The 19013-nt window shown below is 69.6% G+C and carries 19 protein-coding genes; 11 read left to right on the top strand and 8 right to left on the bottom strand.

The genetic code is table 11. From position 1 onward, the window contains the following. Positions 1-287: 287 nt before the first annotated feature. From JOD67_RS13270 to folP, 3 genes are all read right to left on the bottom strand, one after another. Positions 288-455, bottom strand: a complete 168-nt coding sequence (locus tag JOD67_RS13270; protein WP_205117747.1) for a DUF3117 domain-containing protein — start codon at positions 453-455, stop codon at positions 288-290. A gap of 1220 nt (positions 456-1675) precedes the next feature. Then, on the bottom strand, positions 1676-2386 hold the full coding sequence (locus JOD67_RS13265) for a nucleotidyltransferase domain-containing protein (RefSeq protein ID WP_205117746.1): 711 nt from the start codon (positions 2384-2386) through the stop codon (positions 1676-1678). A gap of 218 nt (positions 2387-2604) precedes the next feature. Then, a complete protein-coding gene (gene folP / locus JOD67_RS13260; RefSeq protein WP_307782381.1) occupies positions 2605-3465 on the bottom strand; it encodes a dihydropteroate synthase in 861 nt (286 codons plus the stop codon). Between the two features lie 54 nt (positions 3466-3519). On the opposite strand from folP, the gene JOD67_RS13255 reads away from it, so the two are divergent. The 5 genes from JOD67_RS13255 to JOD67_RS13235 all read left to right on the top strand — a co-directional run bounded on the left by JOD67_RS13255 (position 3520) and on the right by JOD67_RS13235 (position 6383). Further along, positions 3520-3996, top strand: a complete 477-nt coding sequence (locus JOD67_RS13255) for a DivIVA domain-containing protein (RefSeq protein ID WP_205117745.1) — start codon at positions 3520-3522, stop codon at positions 3994-3996. Further along, positions 3993-4433, top strand: a complete 441-nt coding sequence (locus JOD67_RS13250) for an SRPBCC family protein (protein ID WP_205117744.1) — start codon at positions 3993-3995, stop codon at positions 4431-4433. The genes JOD67_RS13255 and JOD67_RS13250 overlap by 4 nt, the downstream gene beginning before the upstream one ends. After that, complete coding sequence (locus JOD67_RS13245; RefSeq protein WP_307782380.1) at positions 4430-5011, top strand: DNA-3-methyladenine glycosylase I; 582 nt, start codon at positions 4430-4432, stop codon at positions 5009-5011. Before JOD67_RS13250 ends, JOD67_RS13245 begins: the two co-directional genes overlap by 4 nt. Continuing rightward, on the top strand, positions 5011-5406 hold the full coding sequence (locus JOD67_RS13240; RefSeq protein WP_205117743.1) for a RidA family protein: 396 nt from the start codon (positions 5011-5013) through the stop codon (positions 5404-5406). Before JOD67_RS13245 ends, JOD67_RS13240 begins: the two co-directional genes overlap by 1 nt. Positions 5407-5594: 188 nt before the next feature. Further along, the gene (locus JOD67_RS13235) at positions 5595-6383 is read left to right on the top strand and encodes an enoyl-CoA hydratase/isomerase family protein (RefSeq protein WP_205117742.1); all 789 of its coding nucleotides are present in this window, start codon (positions 5595-5597) and stop codon (positions 6381-6383) included. Between the two features lie 7 nt (positions 6384-6390). Here the strand turns inward: JOD67_RS13235 and JOD67_RS13230 are convergent, their stop codons facing one another. After that, positions 6391-7185, bottom strand: coding sequence for a DUF2785 domain-containing protein (locus tag JOD67_RS13230; RefSeq protein ID WP_205117741.1), 795 nt, complete (start codon positions 7183-7185; stop codon positions 6391-6393). Positions 7186-7323: 138 nt separating this feature from the next. Between JOD67_RS13230 and JOD67_RS13225 the strand changes: the two genes are divergently transcribed. From JOD67_RS13225 to JOD67_RS13205, 5 genes are all read left to right on the top strand, one after another. Then, the gene (locus tag JOD67_RS13225) at positions 7324-10182 is read left to right on the top strand and encodes an AfsR/SARP family transcriptional regulator (protein ID WP_205117740.1); all 2859 of its coding nucleotides are present in this window, start codon (positions 7324-7326) and stop codon (positions 10180-10182) included. Positions 10183-10261: 79 nt separating this feature from the next. Then, positions 10262-11074 (top strand): LOG family protein, encoded by an 813-nt coding sequence (locus JOD67_RS13220; protein ID WP_205117739.1) that lies wholly within the window; start codon positions 10262-10264, stop codon positions 11072-11074. Positions 11075-11246: 172 nt separating this feature from the next. Next, a complete protein-coding gene (locus tag JOD67_RS13215; RefSeq protein ID WP_205117738.1) occupies positions 11247-11837 on the top strand; it encodes a TetR/AcrR family transcriptional regulator in 591 nt (196 codons plus the stop codon). Continuing rightward, the gene (locus JOD67_RS13210) at positions 11834-12850 is read left to right on the top strand and encodes an alpha/beta hydrolase family protein (protein WP_205117737.1); all 1017 of its coding nucleotides are present in this window, start codon (positions 11834-11836) and stop codon (positions 12848-12850) included. Before JOD67_RS13215 ends, JOD67_RS13210 begins: the two co-directional genes overlap by 4 nt. Before the next feature lie 16 nt (positions 12851-12866). After that, positions 12867-13280: a hypothetical protein gene (locus tag JOD67_RS13205; RefSeq protein ID WP_205117736.1), complete on the top strand. Its 414-nt coding sequence runs from the start codon at positions 12867-12869 to the stop codon at positions 13278-13280. On the opposite strand, the gene JOD67_RS13200 is transcribed toward JOD67_RS13205, so the two are convergent. From JOD67_RS13200 to JOD67_RS13190, 3 genes are read right to left on the bottom strand one after another with little or no spacing between them, the layout of a single operon-like run. Continuing rightward, positions 13277-14527 (bottom strand): amidohydrolase, encoded by a 1251-nt coding sequence (locus tag JOD67_RS13200; protein ID WP_205117735.1) that lies wholly within the window; start codon positions 14525-14527, stop codon positions 13277-13279. The two genes, JOD67_RS13205 and JOD67_RS13200, sit on opposite strands and share 4 nt — an antisense overlap. Positions 14528-14538: 11 nt before the next feature. Then, positions 14539-16053, bottom strand: coding sequence for an AbgT family transporter (locus JOD67_RS13195; RefSeq protein ID WP_205117734.1), 1515 nt, complete (start codon positions 16051-16053; stop codon positions 14539-14541). After that, positions 16050-17060 carry an NlpC/P60 family protein gene (locus JOD67_RS13190; RefSeq protein WP_205117733.1) on the bottom strand — a complete coding sequence of 337 codons (1011 nt, stop codon included), beginning with the start codon at positions 17058-17060 and terminating at the stop codon, positions 16050-16052. Before JOD67_RS13190 ends, JOD67_RS13195 begins: the two co-directional genes overlap by 4 nt. Positions 17061-17212: 152 nt before the next feature. On the opposite strand from JOD67_RS13190, the gene JOD67_RS13185 reads away from it, so the two are divergent. Continuing rightward, entirely contained in the window at positions 17213-17863 is a 651-nt protein-coding gene (locus JOD67_RS13185) for a hypothetical protein (RefSeq protein WP_205117732.1), read from the top strand. A gap of 67 nt (positions 17864-17930) precedes the next feature. On the opposite strand, the gene JOD67_RS13180 is transcribed toward JOD67_RS13185, so the two are convergent. Beyond that, positions 17931-18941, bottom strand: coding sequence for an ABC transporter substrate-binding protein (locus tag JOD67_RS13180; RefSeq protein WP_239553826.1), 1011 nt, complete (start codon positions 18939-18941; stop codon positions 17931-17933). Positions 18942-19013: the final 72 nt, after the last annotated feature.

Here is a 19013-nt window from a genome sequence, read left to right as displayed (position 1 = left end):
TCCCAGGGTCAGATTGGGAGGGATCGGTCCCCGAGAGGACAAAGCTGGTCACGCATCCCCGTGATCGTGCCGACCCCCGTACAGCACCTGGTGTTGATGCGATGATTACATACTCGGTATGCAACCGCCACTCGTGTTATCCCAGGAGAAGTGGGTGGAGGGCTGAAAGGTTGGGAAGCTGTCCGGATTCGGACGGTGATGGGATGACTGCAGGCAGCGAGAACCCCGGCCGGACATCCTGGTCCAGCCGGGGTTCAGAGAGTTAGGTCGCGAGGCGTAAACGCGATCTAGGGGACCACCGACTTGAGCGCGTCGCCAAGCTCGCTGGCCTCGTCGGCCGAGAGCTCGACCACGAGCCGCCCGCCACCCTCGAGTGGGACCCGCATGACGATGCCCCGGCCCTCCTTGGTGACCTCCAGCGGTCCGTCGCCTGTCCGCGGCTTCATGGCCGCCATGCGCGCACTCCCTTCCTGTGATCTGTGCGAGACGACTCACACCGTGGTTCGGTGACCACGCCGCCAACGCGTGTCGATTCGATCGCCCATTATCCCGCACAGTTCCCGCGGCATGTACGCAAGATCGGCATACCGGTCCTGACCGACTGCGGCAGAGGCGTTCAGAGAGGCAAGAAGAGGGTGAAACAGGGTGGGAAGAGGAGGTGGGATGTCACGCGGCCACGCCCGGCTTCATCTGCACGACAAGAGACCGGGGCTCCACAAGCGACGCGAGCACGGCAGCAGACCTAGGGCCAAGCAGGCCTGTCCCGGGACACCTGTTCCGGGGGGAGGGGGCGGCGCGTGAAAAACATGTGGCCGGGCCGGGGCGAGTCAAGGGTCGAAGATCGCGAAGCGACGCCTCTCACCGCGCGCGAAGCGCCCCTGGGAGGCGCCCTTGACGCGCCCCGGACCGGCCACCACCATCGACCGCCGCCACAGACCCGAGAGCTCCAAGCTCCCGAAGAGCGCCCGTCGGAACAGTGAAGAGCTGACCAAAGAAGAGCTCTCGCCACGCTGGCGCGCAGCACCTCCGCGCAATGAGGTGTGCGGCCACCGGCTCGACTGGGGTCCGCCCAGTATCTCCGCGCGACGAGAGGAGCGGCCACCCGCTCGGCTGTCATCCGCGCAACACCCCCGCGCGATGAGGCGTGCAGTCATCGCCTCGGTTGTCAGTCGCGCAGCTCCACCTTGTGCGGGGAGCTGTCCCAGTGCGGAGTCGAGATCGCCTGCTGATGGGTCGCCCCGGGAGTTTATGGGCCGCCCTCAATGTCAAGGGCGCTTCGCGTCTCGACCAAACTCGCGGCAGTGCATGGCTGGCGCGGCCGGTGGGCGAGTTTGTGCGAGATCAGGTCGCGGAGCGACCTGACCCTTGACATTGAGCCTCTCGGCGGCCCGACGCAGGTCGTTAAGGGCAGGCTCCGCCTGCCCACCCGTGCCCCGTGGCGACCCGGCACGAGCAGCAGCGCTGAGATCCAAAGACGCTCAGCTTCACGCACTCACCTCCCGCGGCCACACCCCGGCCACCGCCAGAGGTGGCCGTCGCCATTCTCGTTAGCCCGAAGACTATGAGCGCTATAGCGACCAAAAGTCTTCGCGCTCATCCCATGGCCGCCAGCTGACCGATGACTGTGGAAACTATGGGCGCTATAGCGACCCAAAGTTTCCACGATCCTCCCAGTTCAGCCCTCGTCGGCCCGGCCCACGAGGTAGCGGCCGCCGACGTGGTCGAGGGCTGTTTCCACGGACTCGATCAGCAATCGACGAGCGTCCGAGTGCGCTACCTCGTCCAAGCCAGCAACCAGGTCCGCGGTCAGCACGGCGTCGTAGTCCCGCAGCTCCTGCAGCAGCCACTTCCCCCGCCCCGACCACACCCGAGCGGCCGCCAAAACCAGATCGCCAGACCGTTGAAAGAGCTCAGCAGCGATCATCAAAGTCTCGGCACGTTCCATCGACCACTCGACGTCCAGCAGCAGGTCCGTGACCACGTACCGCATCCGCGTGAGCTCCGGCCCCTTCACCAGCCGCGGCCCCTCGTCGAAGATCGACTGGGCCGCCGCCTTCGCCGCATCCGTGACCGACGCGCTCCCCGTCACCGGGACGCCGTCCAGGATCAACGTCGTCAGGACCGGCCGCCGCTGTTCGATGTCCTGGGCCAGCCAGCGGTGCAGGCCGTCGTCGTCGTACGCGAACAAGTCGACGGTATGCCCGTCCCACGACACCGTCTCGCGCCGCGAGCCCACGCCGTCCTCGACGAGCACGATCACGTCGATGTCGGACGTTGGGGTGGTGGTGTTGCGGACCACCGAGCCGGACAGCATCGCTGCCCGGAAGCCGGGGAACGCGTCGCGTACGTGGCGCAGAACGAGCCGCCGGGCCGCATCGAACTCCATGATCGCAGAGCATCGCATGCCGCCCGGCAGCTCGCCCAGGAGGGACTACTGGCGGAACCAGCTCTGGGTCTGACCCGAGTGGCAAGGCATCGTCCGGAACCCCTGGTCGCTGTCGTCCATGCACCGCGAGGTCGCCTGGTTCAGCGTAAGAGGGGCGTCGGAAACCGAACGTGGAACGGGCAGCTACCTGCCAATGCAGCAAAGGGACTTAAGGGATTTCAGTACAGTCCCCGCCGCGCCGCGATGGGCGGTCGGTCGCCGCGTACGGAGGCGATCATGTCGAGCACCTGCAACGTCTCCGGCACCTGGTGCGCGCGGAAGACCCGCGCCCCCTGCCAGGCAGCCAGAGCCGTCACCGCCAACGTCCCCGCCAGCCGATCAGAAGGCTCGGGCAGGTCGAGTGTCTCGCCCACGAACTTCTTGTTCGACAACGCCACCAGCACCGCGTACCCCGTCGCCACGAGCTCGTCCAGGCGCCGCGAGATCTCCAACGACTGCCAGGTGTTCTTGCCGAAATCGTGCGTCGGGTCGAGCAGGATCCCGTCCGGCCGCACGCCGACGGAGACCGCCCGCGAGGCAAGAGAAAGCGTCCCCTCGACCACCGAGGCCATCACGTCGGAGTACGCCACCCGGTGCGGGTCGGTACGAGGTGGCAACCCGCCCGTGTGCGAGCAGACCAGCCCGACCGAGAACTCCGCCGCCACCTCCGCCAGAGCAGGGTCAGCCCCAGCCCAGGTGTCGTTCAGCAGATCAGCCCCGGCGAGACAAGCAGCCCGCGCCACCTCCGAACGCCAGGTGTCCACCGAGATCACCACCGAGGGAAACCGCGACCGCACCTCCGCCACGAACGGCACCGTCCGCCGCAGCTCCTCCGCCACGTCGACCGTCGGCCCGTACCCCGCCTTCACCCCGCCGATGTCGACGATCGAGGCGCCCTCCGAGACGACCTGGGCCACTCGGTCCAGCGCGGCGGCGTCGGTGTACGTGGCGCCGCGGTCGAAGAACGAGTCGGGCGTACGGTTCACGATCGCCATCACCGCGTACCCCGTGGCGCCGAAGTCGATCGACCCAAGACGCACTACGTGTACCTCCCGCTACCCAATGCGTTGACCCAGCGTGGCACGATCGTGCCCATGACCTACATCTGGGTCGCCCTGGTGGTCGTCCTGCTCGGGCTCACCGCGGCTGTGGCGATCGGGCGCGGCGGCGCGATGGCGCGCGCGTACCCCGACCGTCCGGAGGTACGGCTGCCTGCCGACCGCCCGCTCACCGCGGAGGACCTGGAGGACATCGACTTCTCCGTCACCATGCGGGGCTACCGCATGGACGAGGTCGACGACGTGCTGCAGAGGCTCGTCACCGAGATCGCCGAACGCGACGCGCTGATCGCCGAGCTCGCCGGTCCGGCCAAGCACCGGGCGCCCGCGGACGAGGACGACGACGCGTTCGGCCCGCCGGAGGCGTACGAGTTCGTCGAGGAGCACCCCCAGCAACAAGCACGGCCGACGCAACGGCAGCAGCGGGCGGAGTCGTACGCCCAGCCGTTCAGCCAGCCGTACCCGCAACAGCCCCCGCGTACCCAGGCCTCAGCCGACCCGCACCAGACGTGACGACGGGTGAGGTCACCGCGTCGGTGGTCGTCCACGCGCCGCCGGAACGGGTCTGGGCGATGCTCGTGGCCTGGGAACGGCAGGGCGAGTGGATGTTCGCGACCTCGGTCGACGGCACAGCCGACGAGGTCGGCGGCCGGCTGGCAGCTCGGACGGGTGTCGGTCCGCTGGGCTTTACTGACCACATGATCGTCACAGCATGGGAGCCGCCGACCCGGTGCGACGTCCTGCACGTCGGCCGGCTGCTGCGCGGCGACGGCGGGTTCCGCCTCGAGCCCGTCGCCGGCGACCGCACCCGCCTGGTGTGGTGGGAACGGATCGCGGTGCCGTTCGGGCCGCTCGGCAAGGTGGCCTGGGCCGTCGGCGGACCGGTCTTCAGCGTGTTCGTCCGCCGCTCGTTGCGTACGTTCGCCCGCCTCGTCGAGGCCGGCGCGTGAGCGGCGCCGTCGCGGGTCCGGACGGCAAGCTGCGCTGCCCGTGGGGCATGTCGGCGCCGGAGTACATCGCGTACCACGACAAGGAGTGGGGCAAGCGGATCCGTACGGACAAGGGTCTGTACGAGCGCATGACGCTCGAGGCGTTCCAGTCCGGCCTGTCCTGGTTGACGATCCTGCGCAAGCGCGAGGGCTTCCGGAAGGCGTTCGACGGCTTCGAGCTGGAGACTGTCGCCGCGTACGGGCCGAAGGACGTCGAGCGGCTGCTCGCCGACGCGGCGATCGTGCGCAACCGCGCGAAGATCGAGGCGGCGATCCGGAACGCGAACGCGGCGCTGGCGCTCGAGGGCGGACTCGCCAAGCTGCTCTGGTCGTTCGCCCCCGACCCGAAGGGGCGGCCGGCACCGAAGACGCTGGGCGACGTGCCGCCGCTGACCGACGAGTCCAAGGCGATGGCGAAGGAGCTCAAGCGGCGCGGCTTCGCGTTCGTCGGTCCGACGACGGCGTACGCGCTCATGCAGGCGGCCGGCCTGGTCGACGACCACCTCGTCGACTGTCACGCACGGCGAAAGGAGAAGTGATGACACGGCAGCGAGTGGCATCGGGCGCACCGTACGAGGAAACGTACGGCTACAGCCGCGCCATCACCGTCGGCGACCGCGTGCTGGTCTCCGGCACGGCTCCGATCTGGCCGGACGGGCACGTCGACCCCGACCCAGCCGTCCAGGCGAAGCGCTGCTTCGACATCATCCTGGCGGCGCTGGCGGAGGTGGAAGCCGGACCGGAGCACGTCGTCCGTACGCGCATGTACATCACCGACCCGGCCATCTCCGACATCGTCGGGCGGACCCACGGCGAGGTGTTCAAGGACATCCGGCCGGTGACCAGCATGATCGTGGTCAGCCAGCTGATCGACGAGCGCTGGCTGGTCGAGATCGAGGCCGAAGCCGTCCTCGACACCCTCCTCCACGACTAGGCTCATGGCGACCGCTCGCAGCGGTCGGCCGTGGCCGGCCTCCCACGCTTCGGGTCGCAGTGCTCGGCGGCTCCGGGTGGACCTGCGGCGATCGGATGGGGCCTTCGGCCGGGCGGATCGTCCTCGGCCCCCGGAAGCCGAAACCGCCGAGCGTGATGGTGTGCGTTGTCGAACAAGCGGAGGATCAAATGTCGCCTGTCACGTACGAGGTCAAGGACCAGGTCGCGACCATCACGCTGAACCGGCCCGAGGCGCGGAACGCGATGGACCTGTTCCTCAAGGAGGCGCTGCGCGACGCGATCCGGGACGCGGCGACCGACGAGGGCGTGCGCTGTGTGGTGCTGACCGGGAACGGGCCGGCGTTCTGCGTCGGCCAGGACCTCCGCGAGCACGCGGCCGCGCTGCAGGACAAGGCGCCGGAGGAGCTGTGGGGCACCGTTCCGGCGCACTACAACCCGATCGCGCAGGGCCTCGCGACCATGCCGAAGCCGGTGATCGCCGCGGTGAACGGGATCGCCGCGGGCGCGGGCGCGAGCATGGCGTTCGCCTGCGACTTCCGGCTGCTGGCCGACACCGCGGGCTTCAACCTCGCGTTCGCCGGCGTCGGTCTGTCCTGTGACACCGGCTCGTCATGGACGCTGCCCCGCCTGATCGGCCACGCGCGCGCCATCGAGCTGCTGCTCCGGCCGCGGACCGTCTCGGCCGAGGAGGCCCTGACGCTCGGACTCGCCACCGAGGTCGTCCCCGCCGCCGGCCTCGCCCAGGCCGCCGCCTCGCTGGCCAGGACGCTCGCCGCCGGCCCGACCGCCGCGTACGCCGCGATCCGGCTGTCGCTCGCATACTCCGCGAACCACAGCCTGGACGAGTCGCTCGCCTTCGAGGCCGACATGATGCGCGCCACCGGGTCGACCGACGACCACCGCAACTCCGTCGCCGCGTTCGTGGCCAAGCAGCAGCCGACGTTCACCGGGCACTGACGAGCGCTCACCACATGTACGGGCTCACCGCGTGCAGCACGTCGAGCAGGCGGTGGCGCACGGTCGCCTCGTGGCTCAGCAGGACAGGCGTCTTCTCCCCGCTCGGCCGGACGCCCGTCGTCGCGAGGATGTAGACCATCCGCAGCGTGTGCGCCGCGTTGCTGACCTCGGCCGGCGGTGGGCCGTGTCCTCGGCGAGCCCAGCTGTCGGCGACGGCGTCCAACCACCGCACCGCCGTCCACTCGGTCAGCTCCCGCCGCGTCAGGGTGAGCGCGATCGCGTACCCCAGCCGGTCGTCCTCGTGGTCGCGCCACACCTCGGCCGCCGGCCTCGTCAGCCGCTCGGAGGCGACGGACAGCACCAGCTCGGGGCGCACCTGCGGACACCGTCCGAACGCGCCCAACAGGTCCGCGCCATGGGCGACGGCGTGCAGCCAGCCGAGCCGGGGATCGAAGCCGCGCAGGTCGTCCTCGTTCGGGTACCAGGCCGCGAACGCGTCGAACCAGGCCTGGCTGAAGCGCCCCTTCGAAACCACCGAGTCGAGGATCAGCGGGGCAAACGTCCGCGCCTGGATCTCGTCGGCCGTGAACCGCTTGGCCATCTGGTCGCCGAGCAGATCGAGCTCGGCCGGCGGCAGCACGTCGCGGGCGATCCAGGTCGCCAGAATCGAGTAGCCCAGCTCGTCGCGTACGACCGGATCGTCCGACGTCAGCATCCGCGCCAGCTCGTCGACGAGCGACGGCAGATCCTCGTTCTCGGGAACGGCGTAGTCCGCGGCCGCGACGGCCCTCCAGTCGACCATCCGCACACCCTAGTCATCCCAAAGACAGCCAACTCCGGCAGGAAATCCTTTACTGTCCACAAGCCAGCGCTCGACCACTCAGTGCAAGCCCTCCTGACGGCTATCCTCGCGATCAAGTGCTCGCCCGGGGGTGGTCTCGTGCGGTTTCGGTTGCTCGGCCCACTGGAGGTCGATGCTGACGACGGCAGCTCGGTCCGGTTGACCGGACTGAAACGCCGCCAGCTGTTGGCATGCCTGCTGTCCGCCGACCAACACACGCTCGCGGTCGACCAGCTGATCGCGATGCTCTGGCCCGACCGCGACCCGAAGTCCGCCCGCAGCAGCCTGCACGTGTACGTCTACCAGCTCCGCCGCGCGCTCCTGGACGAGACCCGGATCGCCCACGTGCACGGGACGTACACGCTCGTCGTCGGCCCGAACGAGTACGACGCCGACCGGTTCGACGCACTGCTCACCGACGGCCAGCTCGCCGCTCAGGGCGGCGACTCCACCAAGGCTGCCGAGCTCATGCGCAAGGCGCTCGACCTCTGGCGGGGCGAGCCGCTCGCCGGGCTCGACAGCGTCGACCAGCTGCGCGAGGTGGCCGCGCGCCTCACCAGCCAGCGCCTCGCCGCGATCGAGGCCGCGATCGACGCCGAGCTCGCTCTCGGCCAACACACCAAGGTGATTCCCGAGCTCACCCAGCTCGTCAACGAGCACCCACTCAGCGAACGGTTCCGGGCCCAGCTCATGCTCGCGCTGTTCCGTTCCGGCCGCCAGGCCGAGGCGCTGCAGGCCTACCGGCAGGGCCGCGTGATCCTGCAGCGGGAGCTGGCCCAGGAGCCCGGCCGGGAGCTGCGCAACCTCGAGCAGGCCGTCGTACGCGAGGATCCCGCGCTCGCCTGGACCGACGGCGCGTCGGCGCCCGCCCAGCAACAGCCGCCGCCGGCCAGGGTCGAGGCCAAGCCCACGATGCCCGCCGAGCTCCCGACTGACATCGCCACGTTCAGCGGCCGCGCGGGCGAGGCTGCCCGCCTGCACACGTACCTGACGAACGCGGCTCGCGGCGCCACTCCGATCGCGGCCATCGACGGCACCGGCGGCGTCGGCAAGTCCGCGCTCGCGATCCGCGTCGCCCACGCGGTCGCCCCGGAGTTCCCTCACGGCCAGCTCTACATCAACCTGCGCGGCGCGACGCCGGGCGTCGCGCCGCTGTCCCCGCAGGCCGTGCTGAGCAGGTTCCTGCGCGCGCTCGGGAGCAACGACGTCCCGTCCGACCTCGACGAGGCGACCGCGCGCTACCGCTCGCTCACGTCCGCGCGGCGCCTGCTCGTCGTGCTCGACGACGCGTACGACGCGGCCCAGGTACGGCCGCTGCTGCCCGGCGGATCGACCTGCGCCGTCCTCATCACCAGCCGCGACGTGATGTCCACCGTCGACGGCGTCGGCCACCTCCACCTCGACACGCTCACCGAGCCGGACGGGATCGAGCTGCTGGCCAGCCTGGTCGGGAGCGAACGCGTCGACGCCGAGCCCGGCGAGGCCCTTCACATCGTGCGCCGCTGCGGCCTGCTCCCGCTCGCGATCCGCATCGCCGGCGCGAGGCTCGCGACCCGCACCGACTGGACGTTGGCGACGTTCGCCGACCGCCTCGCCAATGCGCAAGGCCGTCTTGACGAGCTCCAGCACGCCGACCTCGCCGTCCGAAGCAGCTTCGCGCTCAGCCTCGACCAGCTCCGCGCCGACTCCGTCCGCGGCGACATCGATCCGGCGAGGCTGTTCGAGCTGCTGGGGCTGCTCGACACCGCCGACTTCGCCGCGCCCGTGGCGGCCGCGCTCGCCGACGGCAGCCCGCACCACGCGGCGGCGGCGATCGACCCGCTCGTGCGGGCGCAGCTCGTCCAGCCCCTTGGCGCCGGCAAGTACGCGATGCACGACCTCGTTCGCCTGCACGCGCGCGAGCTGCTCACCCGAGACGTCGACGAGCTCGACCGCGAGACCGCGATCCGGCGCGCGCTGCACTACTACCTGGCGAGCGCGCGCAACGCGATGACCACGCTCATCTACGACAGCGCGCCGCGCACGGAGTACGGCACACCGCCCCACGAGCTCCTGCATGCTGGCAGCACGTTCCGCGACCGCGTCGCCGCGGCCGACTGGCTGGCGGCGGAGCAGGACAACCTGATCGCGGTGACGCGGCAGGCGATGACGTTCGCGCCCGACGGGCCGATGATCGCGATCGGGATGGCCGCCGCGCTCAACGCCTCGATGGGCATGCACGGGCATTGGCACGCGCTCGCGGGAGTGCACGAGCTCGTTCTCCCCGCTGCCGAGGCGAGCGGCGACGAGGCGACGATCGCCTTGGCACACGGGGATCTGGGCCGCGCGTACAGGCTGTCCGGCCGCCGCGACGACGCCGAGCGGCACTTCGAACGAGCGTTGGCCGGCTGGCAGCGCGTCGACGACCGCGACCACGAGGCCGACATCCTGTTCAGCCTCGGCTCGATCTACGCACGTCGCGGCCATCGCGTGTCAGCGGAGCAGTTCTTCCAACGTGCGTTGCAGATTCGTCGCAACCAGCAGGATATGTTCGGCGTCGCCCACCTGCTGAACGTGCTCGGCAGCGAGGCCAACCGCAACGGACAGTACCCAGACGCGCTGGAGTACTTCGACCAGGCGCTGACGATCTTCCGCCAGCTGGACGAGCGTCGCGGCGAGGGCATGGCGCTGGAGAACACCGCCGAGACGCACCTCGCGGCCGGCGATCCCAAGCGGGCAGTGCCGCTCTATCTGCAAGCCACGCTGGTGTACGACGACGCGGGCGACAAGCTCGGCGAGTCCGTCTCGTTCTGGAACCTCGGCCGGGCGCTCAACGCGCTCGGCGACCCCGACGAGGCGAAGGCCTGCTGGCGTTCGTCGTTGACGATCCTGCGCGACCTGCACCTCATCGCGCCGGACGAGATCGAGACCATCCTCGCCTCGCCGGACCCCCAACTGCCCGCACACGTCAACAGCTGAGGCCAGTTTCATCGTCGCTGAACCTCACAGTCAGGTCACGTTCACCTGCCCACGAAGCGGACCGCGTTAGCCTCTGGGGATGTACGAGCAACAACCGGACCCCTCTGTGCACCCGGACCGCCCGCCGCAGAAGCGGCGTGGGCGGATCCTGATGCGGCGCGCACAGGTCCAGACGAGCACCACCGACCAGCGCCTCCTGGACAGCCGCGGCCCTGCTGACTGGGTCCACACCGACCCCTGGCGGGTGCTGCGTATCCAGTCCGAGTTCATCGAGGGCTTCGGCATGCTCGCCGAGCTCGGGCCGGCGATCAGCGTGTTCGGCAGCGCGCGGATCGGGAAGGACGATCCCACGTACGCGGTCGCCGAGCAGCTCGGCCGCGCTCTGGTCGGCGCCGGCTACGCCGTGGTCACCGGTGGCGGGCCGGGCACGATGGAGGCCGCCAACAAGGGCGCGAGCGAGGCTGGCGGCGTCTCGGTCGGTCTCGGCATCGAGCTGCCGTTCGAGCAGGGCCTCAACCCCTGGGTCGACATCGGCATCAACTTCCGCTACTTCTTCGCCCGCAAGACGATGTTCGTCAAGTACGCACAGGGATTCGTCGTTCTGCCCGGCGGGTTCGGGACGTTCGACGAGCTGTTCGAGGCGCTCACCTTGGTGCAGACGCGCAAGGTCACGTCGTTCCCGATCGTGTTGATGGGGACGGCGTACTGGTCCGGCCTGATCGACTGGCTCCGCGGACCGGTTCTCGCCGAGGGCAAGATCAAGGAGACCGACCTCGAGCTGCTCCAACTCACCGACGACATCGACGAGGCGATCGCGATCATCAAGGCGTCGGAGGCCGGCGCCGGCGGCACGATCGTCGACGAGCCCGTGCCGGAGGAACCGCCCGAGTAGCCGGGTGCCGCGGTCCTTTCCCTCTGGCTGTACGAACCGCACCCGAACGACCACGTGGCCCTTCGGCCAGAGGGAAGGGGCCGCGTTCAAGCACCCGGCTCGGAGCGCGCCAGCGCGACCATGACACAGCGTATCTTTACACTGGTAACTTACCGGTGGTAACTTGGTAGGCATGGCGGATGCCTACCATCACGGAAACCTGCGCCAGGCCGTCCTCGAGCGGGCCGTCGCGGTCATCGCGACCGACGGGCCGACCGGGTTCAGCCTGCGCTCGCTCGCGGCCGACCTCGGCGTGAGCCACACCGCTCCCCTGCACCACTTCCGCAGCCGGGAGGGCGTGCTCAACGCCGTCGCGGCCGAGGGCTTCCGGCTGCTCAGCGACAAGCTGACCACGCTGCGCGAAGCGGGCGCCGGGTTCCTCGAGGCGGGCGTGGCGTACGTGGAGTTCGCTCTGGACCACCCGGCGCACTTCCAGGTGATGTTCACGCCCACGCTGCTCGACGAGAACGATCCCGACCTGGCCGCCGCTCGCGAGGCCTCGTTCCGCGAGCTGCGCGCCGGCGTCGACCAGATGTCCGACGAGGGCCGGGTCGAGGACGCGGCCACCGCGATCGTCGCGAGCTGGTCGCTGGTGCACGGCATCGCGACGCTCGCGCTGACCGGCAACCTGGACAAGGCCGAGCTGCGCCCGCTCATCGCGCGTGGCGACATCCTCGCGATCGCGCGCAGGAGCGCCGCGATGCTCTACCCGGACCAGCCATGAGACTCCTGCGGGCGGTGCTCGTGTTCGTGGGAACGAGCGTCGCGCTGCTCGTCGTGGCCGCGCAGTTCGCGCCGGGCTGGCGGCCGGGCGTCGCCGAAGCGCCTCTCGACCCGCAACCGCTCAACCCTCGCCAGAGCATCACCTACGAGATCGAACGCATCGACGTCGACGGGCACGCCTGGGTCGTGAAACCCATGACCACCAGCAACGTTCCCGCCCTCGTTCTCGTGCACGGCGCCGGGTCGAAGGATCGCGACGAACTACTGGGCTTCGCCGAATCCCTTGCCCGCAAGGGAATTGCCGCGATCACGTACGACAAGCGCGACTACTCGTTCTTCCGCCGCGACTTCGCCGCGCTCGCCGACAACGCTCGCGAGGCGGCAGACGTGCTCGCCGCGCAGCCCGGCATCGACAAGAACCGGCTCGGCATGCTCGGGTTCAGCGAGGGTGGCTGGGTCGTGCCGCTCGCGCTGCAACGCGAGCCGGAGAGATACGCGTTCGCGGCGTTCCTGTCCCCGTCGTTCGTCACGCCGCTCGAGCAGGTGGCATGGACGGCGGACCGGTCGGTGGCATGGGCGCCGGAGTTCGTGCGCCGCGTTCCGGCGACGGCCCTCGCATCGGGCCGGACGGTCGCCGACTTCCTCGACTTCGACGTCGAGCCCGCGTTACGGCAGCTTCGCGTTCCCACGTACGCGATCTGGGGCGCCGACGACGCGATCGTCCCGGTCGCCACGGCGGTCCGTGTGCTCACGACGAACGTCGCGCCGGCGACCGTACGCGTCCTCCCGGACACCGGCCACAGTCCCACCGGCGACGACTGGATCACCGACCTCGCGGGCTGGATCACCGCGCTGCCTTCCAGCGCGGTCGAGGAGGTTCGCGGCGTCGAGCCCGCGACGCTCGCCGGCCCGCCGACGCCGCCCGAGAACGCCTGGTTCCTCAACCCCCTCGGCCACTTCGTCATCGCGCTCGCGCTGGCGATCGCGGCCTTCCGCAGACCCAAACGTCAATAAAACTTGGAGATTCACCATGTCCCCCGGCACCCTCATCACTACTGGCGCCGTCCTCTTGGCGGTCGCCGGCATCGCGTACGGCGGCACGTTCCTGCTCCGCGTCACCACCGGCGGCGTGCCCGCCAACGACCTGCAGAAGAGTTTCTACCGCGCGGGTCACGCCCACGCCGGCGTGCTCGTGATCCTCGGCCTGGTCGTCCGGCTGCTCGTCAACGAGGCCAACGCTCCCGGCTGGAGCAGTGCGCTCGCGGACGGCGTGCTGTTCGCGGCGATCCTCATGCCAGCAGGCTTCTTCCTCTCCGTACTTGGCAGCAACCCGCAGCGCCCGAACGCCCTGCGCTACCTCATCTGGCTGGGCGCCGCCTCGCTGACGGTCGGCGTCGTCGGGGCCGGGGTCGGCCTGATCTCCGCTGGCCTGGCGGCGAGCTAGGAACGGATCAAGTCCTCCAGCGTGTCAATGGCTACGGGCATCGCGGCCTCGTCGATGTCGAAGTACGGGTTGTGGTGCGGCGCCTCGTTGCCGCCACCGACGAGCATGTAGGTGGCAAGGCCGCCTTGACGCTGCACCTCGCGTGCGAACAACGAGGCGTCGTCGCTGCCGCCCATCTGATGCGTGCGTTCAGTCTTCTCCGCGCCGTACCGGGCGGTGGCGAGGCGTACGACCGCATCGACCAGCTCGTCGTCGCAGGACATCGTCGCCGAGCCGCCCGTACGTTCGATCTCGACCTCCAGCCCGTGCATCGCCGCAGCACCACGCAGCACGGTCTCGACACGCTCGGTCAGCGCCTCGCAGACGTCGGTGTCGACCGACCGTGCCTCGAGCGTCATTTCCGCCCACGAGGGAACGATGTTCACGTTGTCGCCGCCGTGCAGCGTGCCGACGTTGATCCTCGTGTCGGCGGTCGAGTAGCGCGGCAGTGCCATCACGTTCAGCAGCGCGGAAGCCGCGCCCACCAAGGCGTTCCGCCCCTGCTCGGGCGCTCCGGCAGCGTGCGCGGCGATGCCGCTGAACCTGGCCCGCAGCTTGTGGGTGGCGAGCAGGCCCACCGCACCGCCGATCACCGTGCCGGCCGGCTGGTCCAGCCCGAGGTGGACGGCGACGAACCGGTCCACGCCCTCCGCGACACCGGCGCCGAGCATGGCCCGGGCACCGCGGCCGCCTTCCTCGGCTGGCTGGAAGAAGATGCGCACCCGGCCGGCGAACGCCCGGTCGGCCAGCCGTTCGGCCAGGGCGAGCCCGATCACCGTGTGCGTGTCGTGCGCGCACGCGTGCATGAACCCGTCCGCGCAGTGAAAGCCTTGTGCGGCAGGGAAATGTGCGTCGTCCGCTGCCTCGGTCAGCGGCAGCGCGTCCATGTCGCAGCGGATCCCCCACGTGGGTCCCGGCCGGTCGCCCTCGAGCTCGGCGACGATCGCCGTCCCCTCGGTCGCGGCCTGAGCGGCGAGCTCGCGGTCGGCCCCAGTCGCGACGGCGCGCTCGTACATCCGCTGCCGTGTCGCGTCGTCCGGGTACGCCGAGATCCCGTCGATCCGCATCGCGTGATGCCCGCGCCGCGTCGAGATTCCCAACGAGGCAAGGCGATCCGCGACGATGCTCGACGTGCGGATCTCCAGGAACGCGGGCTCGGCGTACCGGTGCAGGTCGCGGCGGAGCTCGACGAGCTGCTCGAAGTTCAAGTGGGGTCCTTTCACTGTCCAGGAAGGCGAATCTCGGAGCCCGGACCGACGGGCAGGCCGAAGACGTAGAAGATCGTGAGCACCGCCACCCAGGTGATCCAGAACGGGATCACGAAGATGCTGAGGCGGGCTAGCAGCCCGCCGAGCTGCAGCTCGGGCTGGTAGCGGCGGGCGTACTCGAGCTGCACGTACACGTACGGGTTCAGCGGCGTGATCGGCTGGGTCGCGGAGTCGCCGATGCGGTACGCGGCCTGGATGAACGCCGGGTCGTACCCGAGCAGCATGAACGCCGGCACCATCACCGGCGCGAGCAACGCCCAGAGCGCGGAGCCGGAAGTGATGAACAGGTTGGCGAACGTCGCGATCAGCACGATGCACAGCACGCCGACGTACCCGGTGAGGTGCGCGGCCTCGAGTCCCTCGGCCGCCTTGACGGCGAGCAGCGTGCCGAGATTGGTCCAGGTGAACAGCGCGATGAACTGCGCGGCGGCGAAGATGAAGACGATGTAGCCGGACATGTCCTTGACGGCTTCGGCCATCATCTTCGGCACGTCGCGGGTGCTGGTGATCGTGCGTGCGAACAGGCCGTACGACACGCCGGCGATCAGGAACGCGACGACGATGAGCGGCACGATGCCGGACACGAACGGCGACGGGATCAGCGCACCGCCCTCACCGCGCAGCGGGCTGCCGGGGAGCAGCCAGGCGGCGAAGACGCCGACGACGTACACGGCGAGGATGACCACGGTGCCGATCAGCGCCCGCCGCTGGCGACTGTCAAGGCCGCGTTGCGGCTCCTTGTCGGGATCCGTCCAAGGGCCCAGGCGGGGCTCCAGCACCTTGTCGATGAGGAAGCCCCCGACGACCGGGAGGATGAGTCCCGCGACCGCGGAGAAGAAGTAGTTCATCGCGATGTGCGTGGTGATCTGCGCGCCCTGCGGGACGATGCCGACGACCTCTTGGGTGATGCCCTGCAGCAGCGCGTCGAGCGAGCCGATCAGGATGCCGCCGCCGTACCCGGCCGTCCCGCACGCGAACGCGCCGATCAAGCCGGCGATCGGGTGCCGGCCGGCGGCCTTGAAGACGAGGGCGGCCAGCGGCGGGATCACGATCACGCTCGGGTCGGACATCACGTGGCCCTGGCAGGCGACGAACGCGACGGCGTACGGGAGCAGCCATCGCGGCGCCCTGGCGAACGTCGCGGTGACCGCCGACGACAGGAAGCCGGTACGTTCGGCGACGCCGACCGCGATCAGCATCACGAGCACGTTGCCGAGCGGCGGGAAGCTGATGAAGTTGTCGACGAAGTTCTCCAGCCACCACACGATGCCGTCGCTGGTGAGAATTCCCCGTACTGGTTGGGCTTCGTCCTGACCGGGGATCGTGACCGTGACGTGGAACGCGGCGACGATCGTCGAGGCGACCGCGAGGATCGCGATCAGATAGACGAAGAGCATGAACGGGTCGGGGATCTTGTTGCCGACCCGTTCGATGCCGGCGAAGACCTTGTCGAGCCGGCCGCTCACCGGTTGGGTGATCCTCTGCCTCCGAGCACGTTCCGGGTCTCGATGCTGGTCAGGTCAACCGGCGCGCCGTTCAGCGTGTACGTCTCGTTCACGATGTGCAGCTCGGGATCGCCGACGATCTGCCAGCGAATCCCGCCCCAGGTCACGTCGACCTTCGGGTGGAACGTGGCGGCTCTCTCGTACTTGTGCGTGATGGTCTGGTCCGGGTACGGCTCACCACCGGTGGTGGTCGTCCGCTTCTGGTTGTCGCCGAAGTCCCACTCGAACGGGTTGGGCGCGGCCCAGACCTCCACCTGCACGGACCCGATCGGGATGATCTCGTGGTACGGATCGTCGTCGGCGTAGAAGATCGTGTCGAGGTTGACCAGCGTCTGCCCGTTCGGCGGCTGGATGAACACCTCCGGCCGCTGCACGCGCTGCTTCAGCTCGTCCAGCACCATCTCGTCGGTGACCATCCGCATCCGGTTGTACCTGAGCGGGTAGTAGCCGGCGCCGGCGAGATAGGCGTCGCTGTAGAGGGAGTGCGTGGGTGGCGAGGCTCCGAACGTCATCACGCGGACGCCCACGCCGGGGATGTACGCCGACTCGGCCAGCGCGATGTGGCCGTCGCTGTTGACGGCGTCGCCGGGCTGGAGCTCTGACCAGGAGATGCGGTGCGAGATCTCTTCCATCGTGCTGGTCGTGTAGCCGGGGTTGTTGGCGTGCCAGGCCATGCTCACGAAGCCGGAGCAGTCGGTGCGGTACGACGTCCCGTTCAGGTCGACGTGGCCGGCCGTCTGGCTGTAGGTCAGGCCCAGCGTCACCCAGTACTCGGCGCGGAAGAGCGCTTCCTCGGGCGTGATCGGGGTGTTCTGGTCGGCTGCCGTACGGCTGTAGGTCGCGCCGCCCGCGGGCATGCGTACGGTCGCGTCGCTCGGCGGTGCGCTGACCACCAGCGCGGCCAGCACGAGCATCGACGCGATCGACACCCGACCATACGGGCGCCGCGCCACCCGGGTCCGCACCATGAAACCCCCATCTCAGGAAGCGGGCGAAGTGCGACATCCGACCAAACCCGACAGCAGTCTACGAATCCCCTCAACTCTTGAACAGAGTTCCCGTCGGCCACTGTGGATAACCGTGAACGCGGTCTGGAGGCGGGGCACTACGCTTCGTGCCTATGACGAACGGGGCGGCCCTGCTCGGCCGTGTCTGCCGCGGGCTCGTGGCGTTGGCGCTGGCTGGCGTGGTGGTGGCCGGCTGCTCGGCCGACCCGATCGCGCCGCCGGAGCTGGAGCCGGACTCCGAGTCGACGGTGTCCGGAGGCGTCGCGCCTGGCGCGACAGCTTCGTCGGAGCCGCCGACGGGGAGTGCGGCACCGGGCGAGGCGATCGACGTGTGCGCGCTGGTGCCGACGGACGTCGTCCGCGCGCTGATCGGTGCCGCTTCGGTCGAGCAGGTGCCCGAGGCCTCGCCCTCCGCGACGCCGGCTCCGGGCGGACCGACGATGCCGACCGCGTACCGGTGTACGTACAAGTGGGGCGAGGACCCGGTCGCGACGCGGCTGCTGCTCTCCGTGCTGCCGTCCAGCGGAGCCGACACCCCGCAAGCGGCGGTTGACAACCTGCTGGGCACGCCTTCGACCGCGGTTCGGGACGTCGGCGAGGCGGCCGGGGTGGATCGCAGCGGGCGGTTGGGGAACGGGTACGCGTTCCTGGCGGCGGCGAAGCAGACCACCTCCGGCGTGGGGGCGGTCCTCGTACGCGCGCCGACGGCGACGACGGACGACAAGCTGGCCACGTTGGCCAAACACCTGCTCGCCGCGCTCTAGGTTCTGGGGAAAGTAAACGGAGGCGCGACCCCCATGGTCGCGCCTCCGTCCTTCGAAGTGTGAGCCGTCACCCGCGCTGGGGATCCACCTCGAAGGCCTTGGCCAGGTCGTCCAAGATGTACTCGGCGCCCTGGATGCTGCAGGGGGTCATCCACAACGTGTCCTGGACCTCGTGGACACGGCCCTGGAGCTTCTTCCAGAGCGCGCCGCCCTGGATCTGCCCCTTGGTCTTGGCGCTTACGCCCGCCTCGTCGGCGTACGTCGTCACGAAGATGTCGTCCGCCTCGGCCTTGAGCGTCTCCTCGGCGGAGATCTCGAGGGCGAAGTCCTCGACGTCCTGGGCCTTTGGTCGTGCCAGGCCGGCGTCCTGCAGGACGATTCCGCTGAACGAGGCCTTCTGGTAGAGGCGCGTGGGGCCGTCGACGAACCGTACGACCGAGATCGTCGGGTTGCCCGCCTTGGCGTTGATCGCATCCCCGATCGCCTTGGCGCGCTTCTCATACCTTGCTAGCTCGTCCTTGGCCTTGGTCTCCTCGCCGAGGGCGGTGCCGATCAGCTCGATGTTCTTCTTCCAGCTCGGGCCGGTCGTCTCGCTGAACACGGTGGGCGCGATCGCGCTGAGCTTGTCGTAGATCTTCTCGTGGCGGACCTTGGCGGACAGGATCAGGTCGGGCTGGAGGGCGATGATCTTCTCCAGGCTGGGCTCTTCCAGCGTGCCGACCGACTGCGCGTCCTTCGCGAGCGTGTCGCGGGCGTCGCCGAGGTACTCGGGGAGCTCGTCGCCGATCGCGCGGTACGAGGTGAAGCCGACGACCGGCGTACCCAGCAACAGCGCGTCGTCCACCATCGACGCGTCGAGCGCGACGACCCGCTTCGGCTTGGCGGGGATCGTCGTCTCGCCCATGGCGTGCTTGACCGTGAGCGGGAAGCCCGCCGCGTCGTCCGGAGCGCTGGCGCTCGCTGTCGGCCCTTCGGCAGCTGGCTCGTGAGGCTCGTTGGTGGTGTTCGCTCCACATCCCACCAGCGCCGCGACAGCGAGCACCGCCGCCGTCACCACCGCCATCTGGCGCACTGCCATGCACATGCCCTTCTCGGTCTTGTTCTGGCTTCGTCTGGCTTGGTCTGGCTGGCTTGGCGTGCGGCTCACCCC

Origin of the sequence: Tenggerimyces flavus (genome assembly GCF_016907715.1) — a bacterium.
Taxonomy (GTDB): Bacteria; Actinomycetota; Actinomycetes; order Propionibacteriales; family Actinopolymorphaceae; genus Tenggerimyces; species Tenggerimyces flavus.
Note: the sequence above shows the minus strand (reverse complement) of the source record. Positions and strands in the feature narration are given on the sequence as shown.

Coding starts and splice junctions, on each gene's coding strand:
- JOD67_RS13255 (WP_205117745.1), top strand. CDS start 3,520: ATGACCTACATCTGGGTCGCCCTGGTGGTCGTCCTGCTCGGGCTCACC.
- JOD67_RS13235 (WP_205117742.1), top strand. CDS start 5,595: ATGTCGCCTGTCACGTACGAGGTCAAGGACCAGGTCGCGACCATCACG.
- JOD67_RS13215 (WP_205117738.1), top strand. CDS start 11,247: ATGGCGGATGCCTACCATCACGGAAACCTGCGCCAGGCCGTCCTCGAG.
- JOD67_RS13270 (WP_205117747.1), bottom strand. CDS start 455: ATGGCGGCCATGAAGCCGCGGACAGGCGACGGACCGCTGGAGGTCACC.
- JOD67_RS13190 (WP_205117733.1), bottom strand. CDS start 17,060: ATGGTGCGGACCCGGGTGGCGCGGCGCCCGTATGGTCGGGTGTCGATC.
- JOD67_RS13185 (WP_205117732.1), top strand. CDS start 17,213: ATGACGAACGGGGCGGCCCTGCTCGGCCGTGTCTGCCGCGGGCTCGTG.
- JOD67_RS13205 (WP_205117736.1), top strand. CDS start 12,867: ATGTCCCCCGGCACCCTCATCACTACTGGCGCCGTCCTCTTGGCGGTC.
- JOD67_RS13240 (WP_205117743.1), top strand. CDS start 5,011: ATGACACGGCAGCGAGTGGCATCGGGCGCACCGTACGAGGAAACGTAC.
- JOD67_RS13265 (WP_205117746.1), bottom strand. CDS start 2,386: ATGGAGTTCGATGCGGCCCGGCGGCTCGTTCTGCGCCACGTACGCGAC.
- JOD67_RS13220 (WP_205117739.1), top strand. CDS start 10,262: ATGTACGAGCAACAACCGGACCCCTCTGTGCACCCGGACCGCCCGCCG.
- JOD67_RS13230 (WP_205117741.1), bottom strand. CDS start 7,185: ATGGTCGACTGGAGGGCCGTCGCGGCCGCGGACTACGCCGTTCCCGAG.
- JOD67_RS13210 (WP_205117737.1), top strand. CDS start 11,834: ATGAGACTCCTGCGGGCGGTGCTCGTGTTCGTGGGAACGAGCGTCGCG.
- JOD67_RS13180 (WP_239553826.1), bottom strand. CDS start 18,941: ATGGCAGTGCGCCAGATGGCGGTGGTGACGGCGGCGGTGCTCGCTGTC.